The 20,553-nt window shown below is 45.5% G+C and carries 19 protein-coding genes and 1 pseudogene; 12 read left to right on the forward strand and 8 right to left on the reverse strand.

The window, feature by feature from the left end; genetic code table 11:
- Positions 1–1,138: 1,138 nt before the first annotated feature.
- Positions 1,139–1,471 carry a hypothetical protein gene (locus FEK30_RS00875; RefSeq protein ID WP_138071205.1) on the forward strand — a complete coding sequence of 111 codons (333 nt, stop codon included), beginning with the start codon at positions 1,139–1,141 and terminating at the stop codon, positions 1,469–1,471.
- Between the two features lie 123 nt (positions 1,472–1,594).
- Here the strand turns inward: FEK30_RS00875 and FEK30_RS00880 are convergent, their stop codons facing one another.
- Positions 1,595–2,866, reverse strand: a complete 1,272-nt coding sequence (locus tag FEK30_RS00880) for an IS256 family transposase (RefSeq protein WP_138071019.1) — start codon at positions 2,864–2,866, stop codon at positions 1,595–1,597.
- Between the two features lie 79 nt (positions 2,867–2,945).
- On the opposite strand from FEK30_RS00880, the gene FEK30_RS00885 reads away from it, so the two are divergent.
- The 8 genes from FEK30_RS00885 (at position 2,946) to FEK30_RS00915 (ending at position 9,607) form a co-directional block, all read left to right on the forward strand.
- Positions 2,946–3,164, forward strand: a complete 219-nt coding sequence (locus FEK30_RS00885; protein ID WP_255447830.1) for a type II toxin-antitoxin system RelE/ParE family toxin — start codon at positions 2,946–2,948, stop codon at positions 3,162–3,164.
- A gap of 116 nt (positions 3,165–3,280) precedes the next feature.
- On the forward strand, positions 3,281–4,048 hold the full coding sequence (locus FEK30_RS00890; protein WP_255447821.1) for a ParA family protein: 768 nt from the start codon (positions 3,281–3,283) through the stop codon (positions 4,046–4,048).
- Complete coding sequence (locus tag FEK30_RS00895; RefSeq protein ID WP_138071208.1) at positions 4,039–4,449, forward strand: hypothetical protein; 411 nt, start codon at positions 4,039–4,041, stop codon at positions 4,447–4,449. The genes FEK30_RS00890 and FEK30_RS00895 overlap by 10 nt, the downstream gene beginning before the upstream one ends.
- A 110-nt stretch (positions 4,450–4,559) precedes the next feature.
- Entirely contained in the window at positions 4,560–5,474 is a 915-nt protein-coding gene (locus FEK30_RS00900) for a DUF4007 family protein (RefSeq protein WP_138071210.1), read from the forward strand.
- A 27-nt stretch (positions 5,475–5,501) separates the two neighbouring features.
- Positions 5,502–6,494, forward strand: a complete 993-nt coding sequence (locus tag FEK30_RS16840) for a DUF6079 family protein (RefSeq protein ID WP_181445650.1) — start codon at positions 5,502–5,504, stop codon at positions 6,492–6,494.
- Positions 6,410–7,417, forward strand: a complete 1,008-nt coding sequence (locus tag FEK30_RS16845) for a hypothetical protein (RefSeq protein ID WP_181445651.1) — start codon at positions 6,410–6,412, stop codon at positions 7,415–7,417. The genes FEK30_RS16840 and FEK30_RS16845 overlap by 85 nt, the downstream gene beginning before the upstream one ends.
- A 60-nt stretch (positions 7,418–7,477) precedes the next feature.
- Positions 7,478–8,809 (forward strand): hypothetical protein, encoded by a 1,332-nt coding sequence (locus FEK30_RS00910; protein WP_138071212.1) that lies wholly within the window; start codon positions 7,478–7,480, stop codon positions 8,807–8,809.
- A complete protein-coding gene (locus tag FEK30_RS00915; protein WP_138071214.1) occupies positions 8,810–9,607 on the forward strand; it encodes a phosphoadenosine phosphosulfate reductase family protein in 798 nt (265 codons plus the stop codon).
- Here the strand turns inward: FEK30_RS00915 and FEK30_RS00920 are convergent.
- On the reverse strand, positions 9,590–10,564 hold the full coding sequence (locus tag FEK30_RS00920; RefSeq protein WP_138071216.1) for a DNA endonuclease: 975 nt from the start codon (positions 10,562–10,564) through the stop codon (positions 9,590–9,592). The two genes, FEK30_RS00915 and FEK30_RS00920, sit on opposite strands and share 18 nt — an antisense overlap.
- A gap of 68 nt (positions 10,565–10,632) precedes the next feature.
- Between FEK30_RS00920 and FEK30_RS00925 the strand changes: the two genes are divergently transcribed.
- Positions 10,633–12,006, forward strand: a complete 1,374-nt coding sequence (locus tag FEK30_RS00925; protein ID WP_030007972.1) for an HNH endonuclease domain-containing protein — start codon at positions 10,633–10,635, stop codon at positions 12,004–12,006.
- Positions 12,003–13,159 (forward strand): annotated as a pseudogene (locus tag FEK30_RS00930) (cysteine desulfurase family protein). The gene FEK30_RS00925 and the pseudogene FEK30_RS00930 overlap by 4 nt, the downstream one beginning before the upstream one ends.
- On the opposite strand, the gene FEK30_RS00935 reads toward FEK30_RS00930, so the two are convergent.
- The 6 genes from FEK30_RS00935 to FEK30_RS00955 form a co-directional block, all read right to left on the reverse strand.
- Positions 13,160–15,220: a DNA phosphorothioation-associated putative methyltransferase gene (locus FEK30_RS00935; RefSeq protein WP_138071218.1), complete on the reverse strand. Its 2,061-nt coding sequence runs from the start codon at positions 15,218–15,220 to the stop codon at positions 13,160–13,162.
- A 356-nt stretch (positions 15,221–15,576) separates the two neighbouring features.
- Entirely contained in the window at positions 15,577–15,912 is a 336-nt protein-coding gene (locus tag FEK30_RS00940) for a DNA/RNA non-specific endonuclease (RefSeq protein ID WP_138071177.1), read from the reverse strand.
- Positions 15,913–15,941: 29 nt separating this feature from the next.
- Entirely contained in the window at positions 15,942–16,805 is an 864-nt protein-coding gene (locus FEK30_RS00945; RefSeq protein ID WP_168191097.1) for a DNA/RNA non-specific endonuclease, read from the reverse strand.
- A gap of 80 nt (positions 16,806–16,885) precedes the next feature.
- Positions 16,886–17,143 carry a hypothetical protein gene (locus FEK30_RS16655; protein WP_138071183.1) on the reverse strand — a complete coding sequence of 86 codons (258 nt, stop codon included), beginning with the start codon at positions 17,141–17,143 and terminating at the stop codon, positions 16,886–16,888.
- 479 nt (positions 17,144–17,622) lie between these two features.
- On the reverse strand, positions 17,623–18,138 hold the full coding sequence (locus FEK30_RS00950; RefSeq protein WP_255447822.1) for a hypothetical protein: 516 nt from the start codon (positions 18,136–18,138) through the stop codon (positions 17,623–17,625).
- Positions 18,104–18,805: an HlyD family secretion protein gene (locus tag FEK30_RS00955; protein ID WP_138071222.1), complete on the reverse strand. Its 702-nt coding sequence runs from the start codon at positions 18,803–18,805 to the stop codon at positions 18,104–18,106. The genes FEK30_RS00950 and FEK30_RS00955 overlap by 35 nt, the downstream gene beginning before the upstream one ends.
- A gap of 655 nt (positions 18,806–19,460) precedes the next feature.
- On the opposite strand from FEK30_RS00955, the gene FEK30_RS00960 reads away from it, so the two are divergent.
- Positions 19,461–20,486, forward strand: a complete 1,026-nt coding sequence (locus FEK30_RS00960; protein WP_138071033.1) for an IS5 family transposase — start codon at positions 19,461–19,463, stop codon at positions 20,484–20,486.
- The last annotated feature ends 67 nt before the right edge of the window (positions 20,487–20,553 follow it).

Raw genomic sequence — 20,553 nt, forward strand, 5'->3', positions numbered from 1 at the left:
TAGTAGCAGAACACTACGCAGAAAAAACAGATCTCACCATCTACCATGTGGAAGGCCGGAAAAGATGGCAGTTCGCCGCCAGAAGTCAGCGGATGATCAACGATGCAACTGAGCTGATCGCCTTCCCTAACAAACCCTGCCCGGAAACCTGCACCCCTACAAAACCCTTCAGCGGGCACGGGTCGGGAACCTGGGGAACGATCGCCTATGCAATCAAAAAAGGGCTAAAGGTGACAATCTACCCTCTCGACGGTAGCCAAGTGCCGAGCTGGGCAGAACAAAGACAGCTAACTCTGATCTAAACCCGCAGGGCCGCAAGGCCCACGAGCGGCAGGGGCAACGGCACAAACCAATAGCCCCCAGGCGAAAAAAGCAGCCAGACAGGAACGGCTCGACTGAGCTCGCCGAAGTCCACAGACAACCCGCACCTAGACAACACACAAAAGGACAAAAAAACACGCTGCACCGAACACCCCTACCCCCTCCAACCCACCTCTTTCTCTCTCCACTAGCGACGTGCCGCCCAAGAAACAAAAAAAGCACGCCACAAACGCCGGGTTAGGGACGTAGCTTGCTTAGGCCCCAACGTATAAAAACTGCCCGACAGCCAATGATCGCCGACGTAGGAGGCCAACGTAAGAAGACACGGGCTAACCGACTCCGGCGGACTGGTGTTGCTAAAATGCCTTTTCGCGGCTAAGGAAGCGTAGTTACGGAGCGATCAGCGACATCCTTATTTCTAGCCTGTCGCTCCGCCTACACCGACAAGTGGTTGTTTGGGGTTTGACAAGTAACTGTTTCGTTGGCGGCAAGTAACCTTTGGGAACAGGGCTCTCTGGGACAGCAGGATAAGGTTTGTTGGGCAGTGGGCGATCGCAAGGCAATAACCTGAATGGGGACAGGTAAAGCGGCAGTATGCGGCTTTTCAATAACGAAAGACAACCGTCATCGGCGATCGCGCGGACGACACGATATTTCCTGTCCCCTGAACTTAAACCAGAGGACTATGGCTGATTCTGATGGTTTTTGTGCAGCAGAAACACTGGGGCGGCGATCGCCTCCATGAATAATTTTCAAGACTCTTGATTCAAGATTATTGAATTCTTTCTGGCTTTAGCATCTGTCCTTCCAGAAATCTATGGGTTATCTTGAGAGAACACCGCTGGAACGCCTAAATGTTATGCAAATCACCCTCAGTACACAGCAAAGTAGAATTCTGGAATCTTTAGCTCGTCAAGGTCAATATACTTCCCTTGAGGAAACCATTGATGCGGCATTAGTTTTGTTGGCAGAGCAGGTCACTGAGCAAAATTCAGACCTTGATCCAGATTATTTGGCATGGCTGGAGGAGACTCGCCTCAAAGTTGATGAAGGGCTTCAGGATATTGAGGTTGGTCAGGTCATTGGTTTTGATATGGTCATGGCACAGCTCCAAAATAAAGTTGATCTGGCTCGGGCTGAGTCTGCATGAGACAACTGCGTATTACGCTATCTGCTAGCAAGGATCTTCAAGAGATTTCGGATTATTTCCTTGGCCAAAGTATCGAGGCAGGCGATCGCTGGGCTATTGTCAAATCTGGTGTATGAGAAAGAATTAAGCGGCATCCTGTTGTTGAGATGATGGGGGTGTTTTTTGAACTTTCAATCCATCTTTAAATGGAACTCCTTCAATGACATCGGCAAGATATTTGAAGCCTCGAATGCGCAACCACCGTTTCTGAGCACTCTGCATTAGTTTGAATACCAAGGCCAGAATCGTTGCCTTGGAAACACATCCTCTGGTTTTATCGGTTCTCAATCTCACGGTCGCAAAAGTCGATTCAATGGGATTGGTACTGCGAATATGCTGCCAATGGGGTGCTGGAAAATCAAAGAAGGTAAACAGACTATCGCGGTCTTTTTCCAGACATTTTGTCGCTTCTGGATATTTGGCTTCATAGGTTTGGATAAAACGCTCATAGGCTTGTAGAGCATCGGCTTTAGTCCCAGCGCGATAAATCTGCCAAATGCCCTCCTTCGCTTCCATTTGTTGTTTCTTGGGTAATTTATCGAGGATATTTGCCGTTTTGTGTACCCAACATCGTTGTTTGCGGGTCTCGGGATAAACCTGAGCCAAGGCATTCCAGAATCCCAGAGAACCATCGCCAATGGCCAGTTCTGGAGCGATGGCCAAGCCGCGCTGTTTGAGGCTCAGCAGCAGGGGTTTCCAGCTCAATGCCGATTCACGATATCCTGCCGCTAGGGCTAGCAATTCTTTCTCGCCGTTTTCCGTCACACCGATGAGCACCAGAATGCATTGTCTTTCTTCGGCGCGGATGTTGAAATAAATCCCATCTGCCCACACATACACATAGCGCTTTTGTTGCAAGGAACGCTGTTGCCAGGCTTGATGCTCCCCGACCCATTTCTGCTTCAGGCGACTAATCGTTGCTGGAGACAATCCACTTGCTTCCTCTCCCAGTAATGACCCTAGGGCTTCTTGGAAATCTCCTGTTGAGATGCCCTTTAGATATAGCCATGGCAGTAACTCCTCTGTGCTCTTGCTGCGTTTTAGGTAGGGTGGCAGCAGCAAGGAATTGAATTTTATGCCGCTGCCGCTGCGGTCTCGTACCTTTGGTACTTTTACCTGGACTTCTCCGATACCTGTGATGACTGAGCGTTCTGGCAAATAGCCATTGCGTACCACCATTTTTCGTCCCTGTTTGTCTCGTTGGTCTTTGTACTGAGCTAGAAAATTTTGTAACTCTTCTTCTACTGCTTGGGCGATGAGTTGACAGGCACCTTTACGTAGGATTTCCGTTAATGTGTCTTGGAAAGTTCCTGTTGCTTCTGGTGATGGTAACGAAATCAGACTATCTTTATCCATGGGTGTATCCTTGTTGGTTTTTGCTTAATTCAGCAGGATACGCTTTTTCTTTCCTCTCCTCCATACACCAGAAATAAACATAACTCGCGATCGCTTCGTAAAAACCTTTGGTCAGAAATGTCAGTATTTGGCACGGTTTCCCTACATCGGCAAATCCTATGATTACCTTCGGCCTAATCTTCGGGGTTTATTGGTGATGGGCTATGTCGTTTTTTATCAAGTGAGTGACGACAGTATCAAGATTGTGCGGGTGGTTAGTGGCTATCGGAATTTAGAGAATATATTTTCGGAAGAATAGGCGATCGCTTGAATTTATGACTTATGGAAACTTAGAAATCGCCCTCATGAATAATTTTCAAGATTCTTGATTCTTTAATCTTGATTCAATATTATTGAATGAATAATCTTGCTTTTATGGCTATGACCATTAAATTGTCTATTTTCAATATGAAGGGAGGAGTCGGCAAATCAACCACAACTTATAATTTGGCGGTTGGCTTAGCTCGATTCCATAAGCAACGGGTTTTATTAATTGATATTGATCCTCAAGGGAATGCATCGGCTTCCCTCGGTGTTGAGATTTGGGAATTGGATCAGCAGCTTAAGGATGTGCTCCGGCGTAATGCGACTATTCCTGATGTGGCGATCGCCATTGAAGAAAATTTAGATGTGGTTCCCTCCAATATCCTCATGGCAGAAGAGGAGATTCCGATCTCTGGGTTGCCGGGTCGTGAGCTGTTATTACGGAAGGCGATCACCCAAATTGAGGATGATTATGACTATGTGCTGATTGATTGTCCGCCGAATATTGGGGTCTTCTCGATTAATGCACTGATGGCGAGTGAGGGTGTGATTATTCCGGTGGATATGAGCTATCTGGGTTTGTTGGGGATTAGTGCCATTGAGAGAGCCTTAGAACTGATCCGTTCTGCATTGGATCATCCTATTCAAGTGACTGGAGTCTTAGCGACTCGTTTTGATGCTCGCAATAACCTCAGCAAGGAAGTTTTGGCTTCTCTTTCAGAGCATTTTGGTGATGCAGTCTTTAAAACGTTAATTCCAGAGACGGTTAAACTGCGGGAAGCACCCAGCCACTCCCAATCAATTTTTGATTATGACCCCACAGGAAAAGGGGCGATCGCCTATCAAGATTTCACCAAGGAGGTTAAGCAATGGCACTAGGTAAAAAGGGTTCTGCCCTCGGTAAAAATCCCCTCTCCCCCAGTACCTCTTCCCAAAGCATTTTCACTAAGACAACTGAGGATACTCCAGAGGTAAAACCAACTCCCCGCAAGGCTTCTAGTAAGTCAAGAATCAAGAATCAAGAATCAAGATTCTTGGAAAGTGAGGAAAAAGAGAAGGTTAATTTGCGCCTGCCGATTGAGGTGAATGATTGGCTGGATGATCTAGTCAAACAAGGTAAACGACTTCACGGGAGCAAAATTCCTAAGGAAATTTGGGTACAGGCAGCATTGGAATTGTTTAAGGCGATGCCTTTAGACTGGCAGGATATTGATTCTCCTGAAACACTCCAGGCTCAACTCAAGAATCTTGAATCAAGATTAAAGAATCAAGATTCTTGAAAATTGTAGGAGTATAATCAATGCCTGAGTCCTAGTCAAACTGGAAGTAACCATTTCCCTGGGAATTTCCATCAGAAGGGTATGATAAACGCATTCATTCTAAAAACCTTATGGCGCTACAAATAAGCTTGGGCATTGTCCAACAGCCTCAGAAACTAATCTTTGCAAGACATGAAACTTTTCATCCTCGTTTTGGTTGGCTTAAGAAAGGTTTTGATCGGGCAAAACAAAATTCCCATATTTTCCTTGATGAGGATGCTCCGGTGCAGTTGGGGGTGGGGAAAAATATGGTGCGCTCCATCCGTTATTGGTGCAGTGCTTTCAAACTTCTGGAGGATGATCAACCGACTACATTTGGTGAAAAACTACTTGGCGATCGCGGTTGGGATACCTATCTAGAAGATCCTGCATCCCTATGGCTGCTCCACTGGAAGCTGCTTGAGGCTCCCTGTGAAGCAACGACTTGGTATTTTGTGTTTAATGTTCTCAACCGGGCGGAATTTACGGATCGGGAACTATTAGAGGAGTTAGAAGACTTCGGCGATCGTCTATCTAGTAAAACAGCGTTATCTTCCCTCAAAAAAGATGCGAGTTGTTTACTCAGAATGTATGCCAAACAATCAAGTCATAAAATATCTGTCGCAGAAGACTCTTTAGATTGTCCCTTTGTTGAACTCGGCTTAATTTATCCCACAGGAGATAATCGCCACTACACTTTTCGCGTTGGCTATAAACCCTCTTTAGTGCCTGAAATAATCCTCTATGCAGCGTTACATTTTGCTTACCAAGTGAATGAGTCAGCACGAACGATTCCTCTCGGCAGTTTGTTATATGATCAAGGCAGTCCAGGTAAAGTATTTAAATTAACTGAGAGTGCGCTCTGTGCTGCCATTGAAATATTAGCCAAAAAATATGACATGCTGAAATTAGAGGATGCTGCTGGCAAGTTACAGCTTAGCTTTAATACAGACGAACCTTTAGTTTTAGCTGAAAACATTTTAGAAAATTATTACACTGCTCAATAATTTAGTTTTTATCCTTGAGAAATTGTCGTGACTGTAACTCTAACTCAATATTTTGAAATTCACCGTCGTTATCATCGTTCTGTCAATTTAGAGCGTGATTTACATCGGGCTGACGCTGTAGAGGGCTATGTTTTAACGGAACGGTCGGCGGCAACTTTAGCTAGGATTTTGCCTGCTTTTTCTGAAACTAAGACAAATCGGGCATGGACATTAACCGGGGTGTATGGCACAGGAAAATCTGCGTTTGTTCATTACTTAACGAGTTTATGTTCTGGTCAAAAAAACAAGGCTCATCAAGTAGCATTGGATATTGCCCGTTATTTTTTGCCTGAGAATAGTCCTGAATTAGAGGCGATTGCGAACCTTCCAGAAAAGGGTTTACTAAATGCAGTGGCAACAGGGCAACAGGAATCCTTAACATTGACTTTAGCCCGTGCTTTGACGGATGGGGCAGAACGTTTCCTATCAAAAAAACAACGTAAATCTGACTTTTTTATGCGCTTGGTAGATGAGCGTTATGAAGCAGAATATAGTGGTGTTAAAATTAAAACCAAAACCATTTTAGATGCTCTAAAAGAACTAACACAATTAGCTAAGACGCATATTTTATTAGTTGTTGATGAGTTGGGCAAAAATCTAGAATATGCAGCACGTCACCAAGGGCAAGAAGATTTATATTTACTGCAACAAATTGCCGAGCTTGAATTAAAAGGGGAGCATCAGGTTTATTTTATTGGGTTACTCCATCAATCTTTTGGAGGCTATAGCGATCGCCTCTCGGTGACAGAACAGAATGAATGGAATAAAATCCAAGGTCGTTTTGAAGATATTCCTTTCTCCGAATCCCCAAACCAGATGACTCGCTTAATTGGTCAGGTGATTGACCGGACAAAAGCTGAACCAATCGAGGCTTGTGTCAATAGTTTTGCGGGGGAATGGTACGAAGCTCTGGGGAAACGGTTTCGGAACAGGAAATCACGGCGGATCTCTTGGCAAATGTTTATCCTTTACATCCATTAACTGCCCTGGTTTTGCCGATGCTTTGCACTCGCTATGCCCAGAATGATCGGTCTTTGTTTACGTTTTTAACCAGTGATGAGCCAAATTCTTTTAAGCATTTTCTGGAAGGAACAAACATTGAATCTCAAACTTTACCCACTCTCAAGCTACACCAACTCTATGACTATTTTGTAGAGACGGTTACGGGGTTGGCATCGCGGTTAAATTTACAGCGATGGGTAGAAATTCAAGGACTGATTGAGGATGCGAAGGATCGCTCATTGGATACGATTAAACTCCTCAAAACTATCGGTGTCTTAAATCTGGTAACGGCAACGGGTAAACTCCGGGCAACATCGGATCTGGTGGCTTGGGCATTATGTGATATTCCAGATGCAACGGAAAAACAAGTCTGGTTAGAGGCAGTTGAGAAACTCAAAAAGAAAGGCTTAATTACCCACCGTAAGCAATTGGATGAACTGCGCATTTGGCAGGGATCTGATTTTAATGTGGAGGCGGCGATCACCGAACTGGTGGAGCAACAACGCACTGCTTTAACGCAACTATTGACGGAAGTTTCGCCGCTTAAACCTTTGGTTGCGCAACGGCATTACAACCAAACGGGGACTCTCAGGTATTTTGAACAGCGTTATGGGGACGGCACAACGGCATGGGAAAAGTTAACTTGCTCTGACCCCAGCTTTGATGGGTTGATTCTCTATTGGTTGGATGTGGAACCACTGGATAATCTTCCGGAAACAACAGCGGAAGGTAAACCGTTAATCATCATTAAAATCCATGATTTTGAGGTGTTGCAGAAGCGGGGACGGGAATATCGCGCCCTAAAAACGATTTATGGGAACCTCGAAAAATTCAAAATTTCGCCAGATCGGCAACGTATCCTCGTTGTTTCAGGCTCAAAAAATCGTCAAAAAAGCAATTAATCGAGGTTCCCTTATAAGAAGGAACCGAAATTACAAACGGATGGGGTAGCTCGACGGGAAGTGTTGCACCGTCTCACGGAAGCGGGTCGGATACTTGATGAGGCGATTGCCCAAGCATTGAGTTGGTCACAGGGGCAAAATAGCTGCTGGATTATGACTGAACCCGTCGAGATTCAGCGGGTAAGAACGTTTCAATCGAAGTTATCGGATCTCTGCGATCGCATTTATGACCGGAGCATGATCCTTGATAACGAGTTGATTAATCGTCGGGAACTGACTTCTCAAGGGGTAAAGGCACGGCGGGAATTAATCACTGCCATGATCGAAAAAGGCGATCGCCCTCGTTTGGGTTTAGAGGGCTATAGGCCAGAAGTGGCGATGTATGCTTCTGTTCTGGAAAATAGTGGTATTCATCAACCAATTGATGATGACCATTGGGAATTTGTCGCTCCCCGTGAAAATTCTGGCTTAGAGACAGTGTGGCAGATGATTGAAGAATTTTGTGACCAGTCCACAGAAAAAGCCCGTTCCCTTGACCAGCTTTATGTCCTCCTCGAACAGCCTCCCTATGGGGTGAAACAAGGGGTTGTTCCGGTGCTGTTAGCAGCGGTTTTATTGCGTCACATGGATGATGTGGGGGTTTACCAAGATGGAACGTTTATCCCAGTTTTGGGGGTGGAGCATTTCGAGTTACTGATTCGTTATCCTGAGCGGTTTGCGGTGAAATCCTTTGCGATCGCCGGACTGCGGTCTGAGGTATTTAAGGAGCTAGAAAGTGTTCTGAAATCTCCTAATGCTAAGACCTCTGGTGATGTGCGGAATAGTACTTTGTTAACGGTAGTGACTCCCCTCTATCAATTTGTCAAAAAGCTTCCCCGTTATACGAAACAAACGAAGCGGATTAGTGATGAGGGAATCGCCGTTCTGAAAATTTTGCAACAAACAGTAGAGCCGGATGAATTGTTATTTAGAGACTTACCACAAGCTTTGGGCTTAGAACCCATCACCACAAAACGCAGTGAGAAACAATTGAACAATGCCAAAGAATTAAAAGGACGTTTGGTGCAGGTGCTACGGGAAATTTACGGAGCCTATGATGCATTGTTGACGGAAAGTCGCCAACTCATTTTTAAAGCCTTTGGGGTGCGCAGTGAGGAAGCCAAACTTAGAGAAGATCTTCAAGTACGTTGCCGCTATCTCGTGAACCAATGCATTGAACCGACCCTGAAACGCTTTATGAAGGCGGTTCTCGATAGTGAGGTCGGCGATCGCCAATGGTTAGAGTCTTTGGTGATGATTGTTGCCGATAAACCCGCAGAATCATGGACAGATCAGGATCTGTTTTGTGTTCATGATGTTATCGTATGTGATAACGGTTTGCGGTTGGTTTAAATGTCTCAGAAAGTGCGTCACGTTCTCGGTTTATCTGGGGGCAAGGATTCATCAGCTTTAGCGGTACTGCTTCACAAGGAAATCCCCGATATGGAGTATTTCTTTTGTGATACCCATAAGGAACTTCAGGAAACTTACGATTACCTTGACCGGATTAAGGCGCGGTTAGGCATCAAAATTCACTACCTGAGTGCGAATCGGGGTTTTGACCATTGGCTCAATCTTCATGGTGGGATGTTGCCGTCACCGCAAATGCGCTGGTGTACCATCATGATGAAAATCAAGCCTTTTGAGCAGTTTGTCGGTGAAGATCCTGCGGTCAGTTATATCGGCATTCGCGCTGATGAAAATCGTGATGGCTACATTTCTACAAAGCCAAACATTACGCCCGTCTATCCTTTTAAAGAACGGGGCTTGGTGAAGGCTGATATTATCCGCATCCTTGAGGAAAGTGGGATCGGAATGCCGGACCATTACCGTTGGCGGAGTCGGTCGGGCTGTTTTTTCTGCTTCTTCCAACGTAAATACGAGTGGGTCATGCTTGCCCAAGAACATCCGGATCTCTTTGAACAGGCGATCGCCTATGAGGAAAACCATAGTGATGGGCGTACCTATACATGGACTCAAGGAGAGACACTTCGGGAACTGCTAGCCCGTAAGGATGAAATTATCGCCAAGCATGAAAAAGCAATGCAGCGAGAAACGAAAGCTGCCCCTAATCGACCTCTAGCAGAGTCTTTAGAGGCAGTATTAGAGGAAGAAGATGCAGAATTGCCTTGTTTAGCTTGCCATCTGTAATAACTTTTGTCGCTTATATTCCATCCCTGTTATAGGGTATTGATCGAGAATCATAAATAAAGTTTTTCTCGAATAATTACTAATGCGAATCAAACATTGATCGTTCTTATTTTTGAGAACAGAGTTTTTCAATTTGAACCGTGATTGAATAATTTCAGAAATGAAAACAGCATCACTTTCTGGGAAATCGTTCAGATATAAAAATGTTCCACTGCTTGCACAGCCATCATCATAAAACCAAACACTTAATGCAAATTCAGTTAGATATTGCTCAATCATTTCTCTGCATATATGCTTGTCTGGCAAATACCATTGTGAATGTAACTCCGTTAAGACTGGATGAACTTTAGTTCTTAACCACCAAGCGTTATGAGACTTGCCCGTTTTACTATGAGGTGATGAAAGACGCTCTTGAAAAGTACATGAAAAATAGTCTTTCAAAAAATCATATTTCCACTGCATATACTGCTTATTTGAACCACCTTCTGCATAGCGAGCATTCTTTTTTCCTTTCGCTTTTTCCAAAGAACCATCACCTAAAAGCGTAGCTGTAAAAAACTCATATAATCTAGCATCAGCTTTTTTTCCTTTATAGGATAGATACTGAGATCTCCCCCTTGCTGTCTTCGCTTTAATATTCCTAATTCGTGAATTCAAAATAGGAGCATCAGGAAATTTTTCTCTATAATTTGCCACTGTCAAGCCATGTGTTTTTAAATGACCATGATGAATCATTTCAAATTCTTCTTGGCAAATTTGACAAGTCACCAAATCGATCCCCTGCTGTTTTAAGCTCTGGATTTTTTGCCTTTGTTTACGTTGATCTACCTGCTTAATGTGTTCAGAATAAAGTTTTGCTTGGCATTCTGGAGAGCCGCAAGTTTTACGACAAGCAACATGGCTATTCTCTGGAAGCACCAATATTTTACAGAATGGACAGGTAAATGATTGACGCATGATAATCTCCCAAAATGTTTGCATATATGATAACACTAGACTTTTGGGTTTTCTGTGATAATTAGGTCATGGGAAAAGCAGGACAGGCATTAAAACAGACTTTAGAGTTACACGACATCAGCCAAAACCGTTTGGCGATCGCCTTGGGTGTAGAGCGTCCGATTGTCTTCCGGTGGTTCCACGAGAAGATCGATCCCACTGGCGAGACGATCCACCAAATCACCACGGCATTACAGCAACTTGATCCCGATGCTGCCAGCAGCTTTGTTAATTTCTACTTGGGGGGTTTTACGCGAAATCGACCCTTAATGAATTCCGCCCAAAGTCTGCCCACATCTGAACGGGTGAATGTTTCGATCCTTGCGCAACTTTTCAACAACACGACAAACTCTTATAAATATCTCTTTTTCCTATCACTGCTAGATATTTTAAAGCGCAGGAAATTTGATGTTTTATCGCCAATTAGTTTTGTTGAATTAGTCGTTGAAATCTTAGCTAATGCTTGGTTTCCCCATACTTATTTTAAATTATCCTTTGGAACCCAAGATAAAATCACTGAAAAGCTTGATTCTCTGGATTTGGTGATTAGCGAACCTATTTTAAAATTTAATGATCCAGATAAAAAGCTACTCAGAAAAACCATCCAAAATCAGACCTATGATGATTTGATTGGCTATTTGTTGAAATATGTTCCATTTCGCCTGATTCGTCCATTTTTTACCGCAGAAACTAAAGGTTTAAAAGATACTGAAGTCAACCAAGCCGTTTTAGATCTGGCAAATAATCCAGAAAATCAGAATCCTTTATATAGCTTTGATGCCGACTTAGTGAAAGATTGTAAGGGCTTGATGTTCTCTCAAGAATGGGCGGAATACATCGAGGAGAATTTTGCAGTGGTGAAGGGTTGGGCCTCTTGGGAATGGTTGCAGTATATGCAATCGAGGAACCCCACAACGCCGAATATTATGAATAAGCTTTTCATGCCCCAACAGCGTGGGTCGCTCTCTAAGCAAACAAGATTTTGGAAGTCTGTTTTCGAGCATCAATCAATAAAATGTATTTATTCTGGTCAAGTTCTTGATCCAAATCAAATATCTTTAGATCACTATTTACCTTGGTCTTTTGTTGCCCATGATCAACTTTGGAATTTAGTTCCTGTCACTCAATCAGTTAATTCTTCAAAGTCTAACAACTTGCCATCAGATAAATATTTTCCTGAGTTTGTCCGCCTACAGCATTTAGCATTAATCACTAACCACGAGTATTTATCAAAGCAAGTATGGAATAAAGCTATTGATCCATATATTGCCGATTTGAATATGTCTAATGATGATGTATTAGATCAGGAAAAGCTTTTTAATGCTTATGACTCGACAATTAAGCCTTTGATAACATTGGCAGAAAAGCAAGGATTTTCTAGTAATTGGGTTTATGTTCCGTGATTTACCTCGACTATCACGCCACAACCCCGGTTGATCCTAGAGTTGCCGAAACAGTCATGGCAGCGATGATGACCCAATTTGGCAATGCCAGCAGTGTGGATCATGTCGTAGGCGATCGCAGTCGAGAAGCCGTAGCCCAAGCCAAACAAGAGATTGCGGATCTGGTTAATTGCCGACCCAAGGAAATCATCTTCACCTCCGGCGCAACGGAGAGCATTAATCTCGCCATCCAAGGCACGGTCTTACACCACGAAAAAAAAGACAAAATTCCCTGCATTGCCATTTCTGCCGTTGAACATAAAGCTGTTCTCGACACCTGTCATGCCCTAGAAAAACAGGGACGCATTGAACTGATCAGTCTGCCCGTTGATGCCCAAGCAAACCTCAATCTCAATGACATTGAAAGGGTTTGTCGTCAAGGTTTAGACCTGCTCTGTATCATGGCAGCCAATAACGAAGTTGGAACCATTTACCCCATCGAACTCATCGGGGCGATCGCCAAACGATATTCTGTACCTTTTTTCTGTGATGCATCCCAAGCCATAGGCAAAATTCCCATGAACTTTGCTGATTGGGGCATTACTTTGTTAGCCATGTCTGGTCATAAACTCTACGCCCCTCAAGGCATCGGTGCACTCATCCGCAAAACCGATCACCCCTTGAACTCATTCTGTTTGGTGGAGGACAGCAGCAAGGATTACGCCCCGGCACATTGAATCTCCCTGGGATTGTCGGACTTGGAGAAGCTTGCCATTTACGACAGTTAGAAATGGAAGCAGACGAAAAGGCGATCGCCGCCAAACGAGATTATCTCCAAACCCAACTCATCCAAGCTATTCCTGAAATTGTTGTTAATGGTAACCAGCACCAACGTCTTGCCGGAAACTTGCATCTCTCTCTTCCAGGGATTCCCAATAGCACCATCATTGCCCGTATCCGTCAGCAGTTAGCTATATCAACCGGATCAGCCTGTTCCAGTGGCACAGTCACCCCATCCCATGTTTTGAGAGCAATGAATCTATCAAATGACTTTATTGATGGAGCCTTACGTCTTGGACTTGGTAAATTTACAACCAAGCAAGAAATTGACAAAGCTGCTGAGATTTTAATTGAGGTGATTAAAACCACCCAAACAATGTTGGCGATGGCCTAATCAATTATCCTTTTCTTTCTGTCGTTGCCGTTGTCGAGAGCGAATCCGAGACCTGACAATCTTCTGTTGATAAGCGTCAGCATCCTGCCGCCATTGCAACCGAGAACCCTTAAACTCAACACCCGTTTCCCGTAATACCTTCTGCCAACCTGACCAAAGCTGAATCTCTGACCAATTCTCCAGTAAGCCCCAATCCTCCTCCTGTTGTGAGAGCTTCGCAAACTTTTCATAGCGCGGATAATCTTGACCCACTAAGCGATCTTTACGTTGCACCACCGGGGCAAAATCAGGGTCATATTCCTTATAGCGTACTTTCAGATCCTGTAACCCAATCTGCATCGCCATCTGCCAACGCGGATGAGGATCATCATCAAAATCAGCACAGGAAATATAAGCAATTTTTGGCTCATGGAGATAAAATCGCACCAAACTCACATTTTCTAACCGTCCCACCGTTCGACTCGCACATCCCTCATAAAGCCTCAGTAACGGGTCAAGCTGTTCGAGGGCACTGATATGCACCACCAATGCCTTATTCGAGCAAATACCGATTTTACTTTCCTGGGCAATATCCGCTAGGTTTTGCAAATCTCCCAAACTAAACAGCATCATGTCTGAAAGTAGACAGGCTTGCTTATACGTCCCAAACAAAACCTTGATATCGGTCTGTAGAGTAGGGTCTAAATGACTAAACTTGGGCCGCTTGGCAAATTTCGAGAGAGCTAGATAAATCTGAATATCAGACTTGCGCTGTTCGGCAATTCGCTGCCATTCTTCTGCATCCGTCGCCTGTTCAATCACCTTAAAGGCACGGATTAGGGTTCTAAACTCTGCACAGATAGCTGTTTCTTCTGGCAGTTCTCCTTTTTTGGGTAAGCGCCCCCGTTCGGTGATGAAGGTCATCAGGGGCTGTAGGAGTGATTGATAATCCTCAAACCGTTTAACGGAAAGACGAATCCGAGGAGTTGTTGCCCGTGATCGAAAGCGCGAAGCCCGAAAGGTTTCTGCCTGGGCTTCATCCCGGAAGATAAAGTAAATGCCCAGGGCCACCGGGATGGCATCAACCCCCAACACTTGGTCAATGTAGAGCTTTAATTCTTCTTGGTCATAATATTTCTGAAATGTATTGCGACTGGTGATTACACCATCACCATAGGCCACCTGACCATAGCCGCCATCGGCAATTAGTACCTGGGCGGAAACCACTAGGATTCTTTGGGTTAATAACCAGGCTTTCACCAATGCCTCCCGGCGTTCTGCGGGATTTTCAATCACATTGATCACATAGCCGAGATTGACGACATCTGCTGGACTTTTCTCGTTATCAGGCTTGTAAAAGGGATCCCAGCCCTGAGCCGAAAAGCCTTTCTCTGCAACAAACTTTAGGTCTTCTCCATGGCCACAGCCATAGTCAAAGAAAGTCATACCCTCGGTAAGGAGGTTCGCTTCAAGGAGTGATCGCACCGGGCGGGACATCTGCCGCCGGATAATCGCCGCTTTGTGACGGTCAATTTTGGGGAATTGGCGTTCGGGATCCTTAATCTCAATCAGTCGATGGTCTTCGATGCGTACCCGAAAGTGTTGAAGCTTTTTCTCCCACTGGTGCTGATAACCAATATTACGGGAGTCAGCCAGTAAACCGAGTTTTTCTTCGGCTTGGGTCAATTGAGCAAAAGTTGCATAGTGGGGATAAGTGGGATAAACAAAGGTTTCCTTTCTGTGCAAAATTGGGGGATTGTCGCCATAGTTTCGGAGTTGATAATTCTCCAGTTCTAGGTTGACTTGAATGCTTTGGCGTAAAGCTGGATGAGGGTCTTCGTCAAAATCGGGATAGTCCAAATAGGAAACTTTCGGTTCGCTGGTATTGAACTTGATCAAGGCAAAGGAAAACTTGCCCTTGGGGAGTAATTTACGGGCGATCGCCTCGTAGTCTTGTAATTCAGGAGGTAAATGCTTGAGGGCAGAAATGTGGAGATAGAGGGCTGTAGGTAATTTTTTCCCGAAGGATAGCTGCTGCAACAGGGATTGAACCGTGGCGAAGTGAAAAGTCCCGCGAATCATGGCGCGCAAAATTGGATTACAGCATACTCATCATAGACGGTAGGCTTAATTTACCAGTAGTTCACGATACCAGATCCTCTGAAAAGCGTATGGGGCAATGATCCCCGGCGATAGAATGAATTTAAAAGTAGACAAAAAATAGCCTAAGCTTACGATAACTTGTAGCTGCTTTCAGTGAAACTTAGATATAGCAATAGTTTCAGCTATTTCAGTAAGCTTACGATAATCCGGCTTAAAGCACGCTTCACCGCCTAAAATTCTACATGCGATTATTCACTTAAACAATGCTTTTTTTCCATTAAGAGTAACGAGTAGGCGCACCGCAAAGCGGCTCTCTTTGAGATCGCCTATCACCATCATTTTTGTAAACCAAAATTCAGGCCACTCCACTGCTCTACTTCATGGACAGTGGTTTTACCCTGGCGAAAGTCAGTGCCGCTGGGGGTGTTCTGGGGAAAGAGATAGGCTTCGGTCTGGCCGTTGTATTGAATAATGCGCCAAAAGTAATCGGGGATATCGGTGGGTTCGTCGGCATTGATCAAGCTGAGAGGTTGGTTGTCATAGGCAGTGCCAACAATCACATAGACTTCGCCATAGTCCCGTACTAAATCCCGCTCATAGTCTTCTAATTCTTTCCAAGCGCCACGGTTTAGACTGGCTTTCTGAGGAGTAATGTTGCTGAGATAGTTCACTTGCTGCCAGTTCTTCCCTCGGAAACTTGCTAAGGGGCAAGGTGGCCTCGGTCATAGTTTCCCCATTTGTAGGCTCCGCGAAAGTCTTCGGGTTCGAGGGTTTCTTCCCTGGCGATCGCCGGATCAGCTTCCCATTCCCGGTCTTGGTCAGAACTGCCTGTGATGGTGGCTCGGTCTAAACGGAAGGCAACCCAATCGGCAAACTTAGTATCATCATTGGAACTGAGGCAGTAGATATCCCTCACCACTAGGTCATTAGTGGCTGGCGTTCCGGTGGGTAAACCATTGGGGAGATGGATAGGGCAAGGGTTATTGCTGGCAATCGCCGCTTGGGGGGAGCTGCACCCTGGGAGTCTGTCGTTTGGGATTGAGTTGGAGCAGAGTTTTGCGCCCCATTGGGTTCCGTGGGGGGTTCGTAATTTTGTGCGCCAAAAAAGACTAGGCCGATGCCAATCAATAAAGGGATAGCTCGGATGGGATGCTTGATGATTGATTTGGCTAAGGCGATCGCCCACTTGATGTCTCTCATGGATGCTGCAATATTGACTCTCTCCATTATCTAGGGAGACTACCAAAAAAAAGGGGGCAAAGCCCCCAGCAGAACAACTAGCGAGAAACAGGCACCGAAACAACCCAGACCGGGCCAGCAGAAGAACAGACCCCAGGCGCACCCAGACCGGAACCCCGACCAAGCGGGAAGCCCGGAACCCGAACCGAGCCGCAGCACCAGGGGAAGCGAACTCAGCCCAGACCACCGAGCCAGAGAAAGCCCGGAACGAGCCGCGCACCGACCAACCGACACAACCGCAGGACAACGCCAAACCAGAAACCCGACGGAAGGGGACAAGAACACGAGAGCCAGAACGACCGACAGAAAAAGAACGACGAATCACGACAAAAACCTCAGACGAAAAGAACAACAAAGGGGGACAAGCCCCCAGAACGACGGCTCGACTGAGCTCGCCGAAGTCAACTAGACAAGAACACCGGAGCGACGCAGCCGACCGACCCGGGCCGACAACGCCCCACCAGAGAGCGGACGACCAGACCGAGAAAGCAGCAAGCAACAGGACGAGGGGACGACAGCCGCCCGCACCGCCAGGGAACAAGCAGGGCCGGAAACAACCACGGGCACCGAACGAGAAACACCAGAAGCCGAGCCAGCCGAACCGGAACGACCAAAGACAACGAGAAACAAGACAGAAACGAGAAACCAACAGAACAAAAACACGGGCAAAACCCCCAAAAAACAACAACGCGGCCACACCGCAAGAGGGTTTTCTGCCCCGCTGAGTAACCTGTGGCAATTCAGTAACGACCAGCGGAAAGCCCGGAGTGCGCGAGAAAAATGCACCCTGGCCGCGCGGAAAATAACCTTGTCAAATCACCAGTAACGATGCCTCTGGAAGTCGCGCATTAGGCCAGACCTCAATCAATATCAGCGCCGCAGCTCGGTATAGGCTTTGTAGCGGGTATTTGGCGGGGAAAATAGAAAACCTGTGTGGCCTCAATAACCTGTGGCGAGGCAGTGAACCTTTTGGGAATATTCAAGTTCGCCAGCATAAAGCCCCCTTGGGGGCACGTGCCCTTCGCGGCGTAGAGCGATGCGTTTATAAACCGCGCTTTGCGCACGATATTTTAAGGACTAGGGGAAAAATGAAAAATCCTTGGGCTGTTGGATACCCAAGGAAGTCTGTCAGTGTTTTTGTTCTACTGGTTATCTTCGCAGATGTCGTTAATCGTCGCGGCTAATTTCTCTTTTTCTGCGGTTAGCTGGGCCAAACGATTTTGAAAGTTGAGATATTCGGCAGGGCTGCCCTGACCCCGTTGGAAGTAAATTTCAAAAAGTTGAAGGCGTTTTTGCTCGGCCATTAATTCTGCTTCTAGGTCGGCCAGTTGATCAAGGTCGGCTTGGATTTCAGCGGCGATCGCCTTTTTCCTCATCTCAGTTCTAATGTCAGCTTCGATTAGATTGAGGCGGCTGGCATCAGCTTGGGCTTCCGTGGTGCGGATTTGTAACTCAGCCCGTTGGCGATCGCCACCCCCAAAGAGATTTTGCAGGATGCCAATGGGGTTAGGAGTTAACCAAGTCGTCCAGCGGCGATCTCGTTGGTAGTCAACAGAAGCTTCAAGATTTTCAAGACGAGACACTTCTACATTTTTAGCTTGGGCAATCAGTTGTAGGTCGGGGTCATTCTCGATCTGGCACTGGGTCAGGGTCGCCAAGTCGTAGGGTAATTTCGGCGTTGATTGTGCCTTCGCTCTGCTCCAGCCATCTGATGCGGCGGACAGTGCCAGCATAAGGGCTACGGACGGTAGAAACTTGAGCAAGGCGACTTTCCACATCGGCAAGCTTGGTATTGAGGTCACTGAGTTGGTAGGCACGGCTGCGCTGTTGGTTCTCGAACTCCTGAAGTTGTTGCTGGTAGGCGAGGGCGTTGGCATTGGCTCGTTCGATGCGTTCGGCGATCGCCAGGGAGGAGAGATATTCCTGGTGTTGCCGCTGGGCCTGGGCATCCTTGAGGGCGGCGATCGCCTTGTTGAGTTCTAATTCAGCGGTTTGTTGGTCAATCTTAAGGGTTTCGAGTTTGGCTTTCTCGTGGGTGACAAGCAAAGGCTCATTGAGCTGGGCAATTTCTTCAATGAGGGATTTCTGGTCGGCAACTGCTAATTTGGCTAATTCTAATTTGGTGGTGGCCTGGGCGATGTCGGCTTTGTGAGTTTCGTAACTCACCGGAGGTAGTTCCGGGGTAATGGGAACAGCACGGGGGGCCAAAGGTGGTGTGACTTTAAGGGTTTCGAGGCGGGCGATCGCCAATTCTAATCGCTGTTTTTCTACCAGAAGGCGATCTCGATCCTTGGGGCGATCGGCAATGACCTGGTTAATTCCCACGGTATCTCCTTCCTTTACTTTGAGGTCATCGAGTTCAGTGAGCTTGACCTTGAATGTATAGCGACTGGGGCTATTGACGATTTCTTCAGTGACCTCCAGCTCGTCATTCTGTTGTTGGGCAATCCCCCCAGGGGCAACAGAAAGACCCCGAAACTCATAAAAATCACTGCCACCGAAAACAGATAGCGGACGGGTTCACTGGGTTTGAGTTTTTGTACAAAATTCAAAATTTTTGTTATGAACGGGCTAAATAATTAGTTTAAATATACTATTTACTGTAGAATAGTTATAATCTGTTACTTTGTAGATCAGAATTGTCAATAAAAATCAACATAATGCCTCCTAAAAGTTAGCAACTCACCCTATGTAGTAGAACATTACCACAATTAGATTCTGGTTTCCCCGTATGAAGTATCTACTTCAATCAATGTCAATGTAGTAGTAATTCCTGGCGGTTGATATTAATGTAATAGATGATGGTCTAGTGATCAGTAACTCATTCCATTAGGTAATGACCATACTATTAATAGTGAAAGGTAAATTTCATCTATAGATTTTTTTACTATGGACTATAGGGGATCTCGAAAAATAGCTTGAAGCGAAGCAAGAATATGAGATCATAGATACCAAAGTATCGCCAAAGCAGTGTCTCAAGATGAGTCAATTAGGATTCTGGGATTGGGAAAAACGACATCAGTATTTGGAGGAGAAACAAGATATCCTCGTCAAGCTCAATGAATGGATTCCTTGGGAAGAATTTAGAGAGATTCTCAATCAGGTTCAACCAAAAGAGAGAAAAAGTAAGGCGGGCAGGAAAGCAATAGATCCCGTACGAATGTTCAAATTGCTGATACTGCAAAGGCTCTACGGTATTAGTGATGAAGCTCTAGAATATCAAGTCAATGACAGGCTATCATTCATGAAGTTTGTCGGTTTGGGCATCGAAGATAAAGTACCAGATGCGACAACAGTCTGGCTATTTAGACAAAAGCTAGTAGAGCAAAAGCTAGCGGCAGCACTGTTTGAGAAATTTGAAGGCTATTTGCAAAAACAAGGATATCAAGCAGAAGAAGGACAAATAATTGATGCAACACTCATCCCAGTACCGAGACAGCGCAATCGTCGGGAAGAGAATGAAGTAGTGAAATCAGGCAAAATTCCCGAAGACTGGAAAGATAAGCCCAGGAAAAAGCGACAGAAGGATTGTGATGCTCGCTGGACAAAGAAAAATCAGGAGAATCACTTTGGCTACAAGAACCACATCAATGTCGATGTGAAATATAAACTCATCAGAAAATATGCAGTGACAGCAGCTTCAGTGCATGACAGTCAAATGTTTGCGGCAGTCTTGGATGGCAGTAATAGAGGGGATGGCATCTGGGCAGACAGTGCTTACCAAATCCAAGTACGGGAAAGAGTATTAGCACTGATGGGTATGGACAGTCATATTCATGAGAAGGGGAACCGTAATCATCCCCTAAGTGAGACACAAAAAGCCAGAAATAAAGAACGCTCTCATGTCCGTTCGAGAGTGGAGCATATCTTTGGTACTTTTGTGACCTCTATGGGGGGCAAGATGGAAAGGGTGATTGGTCATGCTCGTATTGAGACACAAATTGCCCTGAAGAACTTAGCCTACAACTTCCGACGGTACGTCTACTTGCAGCAATCTTGTGCCTAAAATCAAAAAAAATGGAGGCAAATAGGGTGAATTGACAACATCATATGAGCAAATATTTTTGCTTTTA

The sequence above is a fragment of the Picosynechococcus sp. PCC 11901 genome (genome assembly GCF_005577135.1).
In the GTDB taxonomy this organism is placed as follows: Bacteria; Cyanobacteriota; Cyanobacteriia; order Cyanobacteriales; family MRBY01; genus MRBY01.

Bases quoted from the DNA above. Each gene is read 5' to 3' on its own strand.
- FEK30_RS00875 (WP_138071205.1), top strand. From the start codon at position 1,139: ATGGGTTATCTTGAGAGAACACCGCTGGAACGCCTAAATGTTATGCAA.
- FEK30_RS00880 (WP_138071019.1), bottom strand. From the start codon at position 2,866: ATGGATAAAGATAGTCTGATTTCGTTACCATCACCAGAAGCAACAGGA.
- FEK30_RS00890 (WP_255447821.1), top strand. From the start codon at position 3,281: ATGGCTATGACCATTAAATTGTCTATTTTCAATATGAAGGGAGGAGTC.
- FEK30_RS00895 (WP_138071208.1), top strand. From the start codon at position 4,039: ATGGCACTAGGTAAAAAGGGTTCTGCCCTCGGTAAAAATCCCCTCTCC.
- FEK30_RS00900 (WP_138071210.1), top strand. From the start codon at position 4,560: ATGGCGCTACAAATAAGCTTGGGCATTGTCCAACAGCCTCAGAAACTA.
- FEK30_RS16845 (WP_181445651.1), top strand. From the start codon at position 6,410: ATGGTACGAAGCTCTGGGGAAACGGTTTCGGAACAGGAAATCACGGCG.
- FEK30_RS00915 (WP_138071214.1), top strand. From the start codon at position 8,810: ATGTCTCAGAAAGTGCGTCACGTTCTCGGTTTATCTGGGGGCAAGGAT.
- FEK30_RS00920 (WP_138071216.1), bottom strand. From the start codon at position 10,564: ATGCGTCAATCATTTACCTGTCCATTCTGTAAAATATTGGTGCTTCCA.
- FEK30_RS00925 (WP_030007972.1), top strand. From the start codon at position 10,633: ATGGGAAAAGCAGGACAGGCATTAAAACAGACTTTAGAGTTACACGAC.
- FEK30_RS00935 (WP_138071218.1), bottom strand. From the start codon at position 15,220: ATGATTCGCGGGACTTTTCACTTCGCCACGGTTCAATCCCTGTTGCAG.
- FEK30_RS00960 (WP_138071033.1), top strand. From the start codon at position 19,461: ATGAGTCAATTAGGATTCTGGGATTGGGAAAAACGACATCAGTATTTG.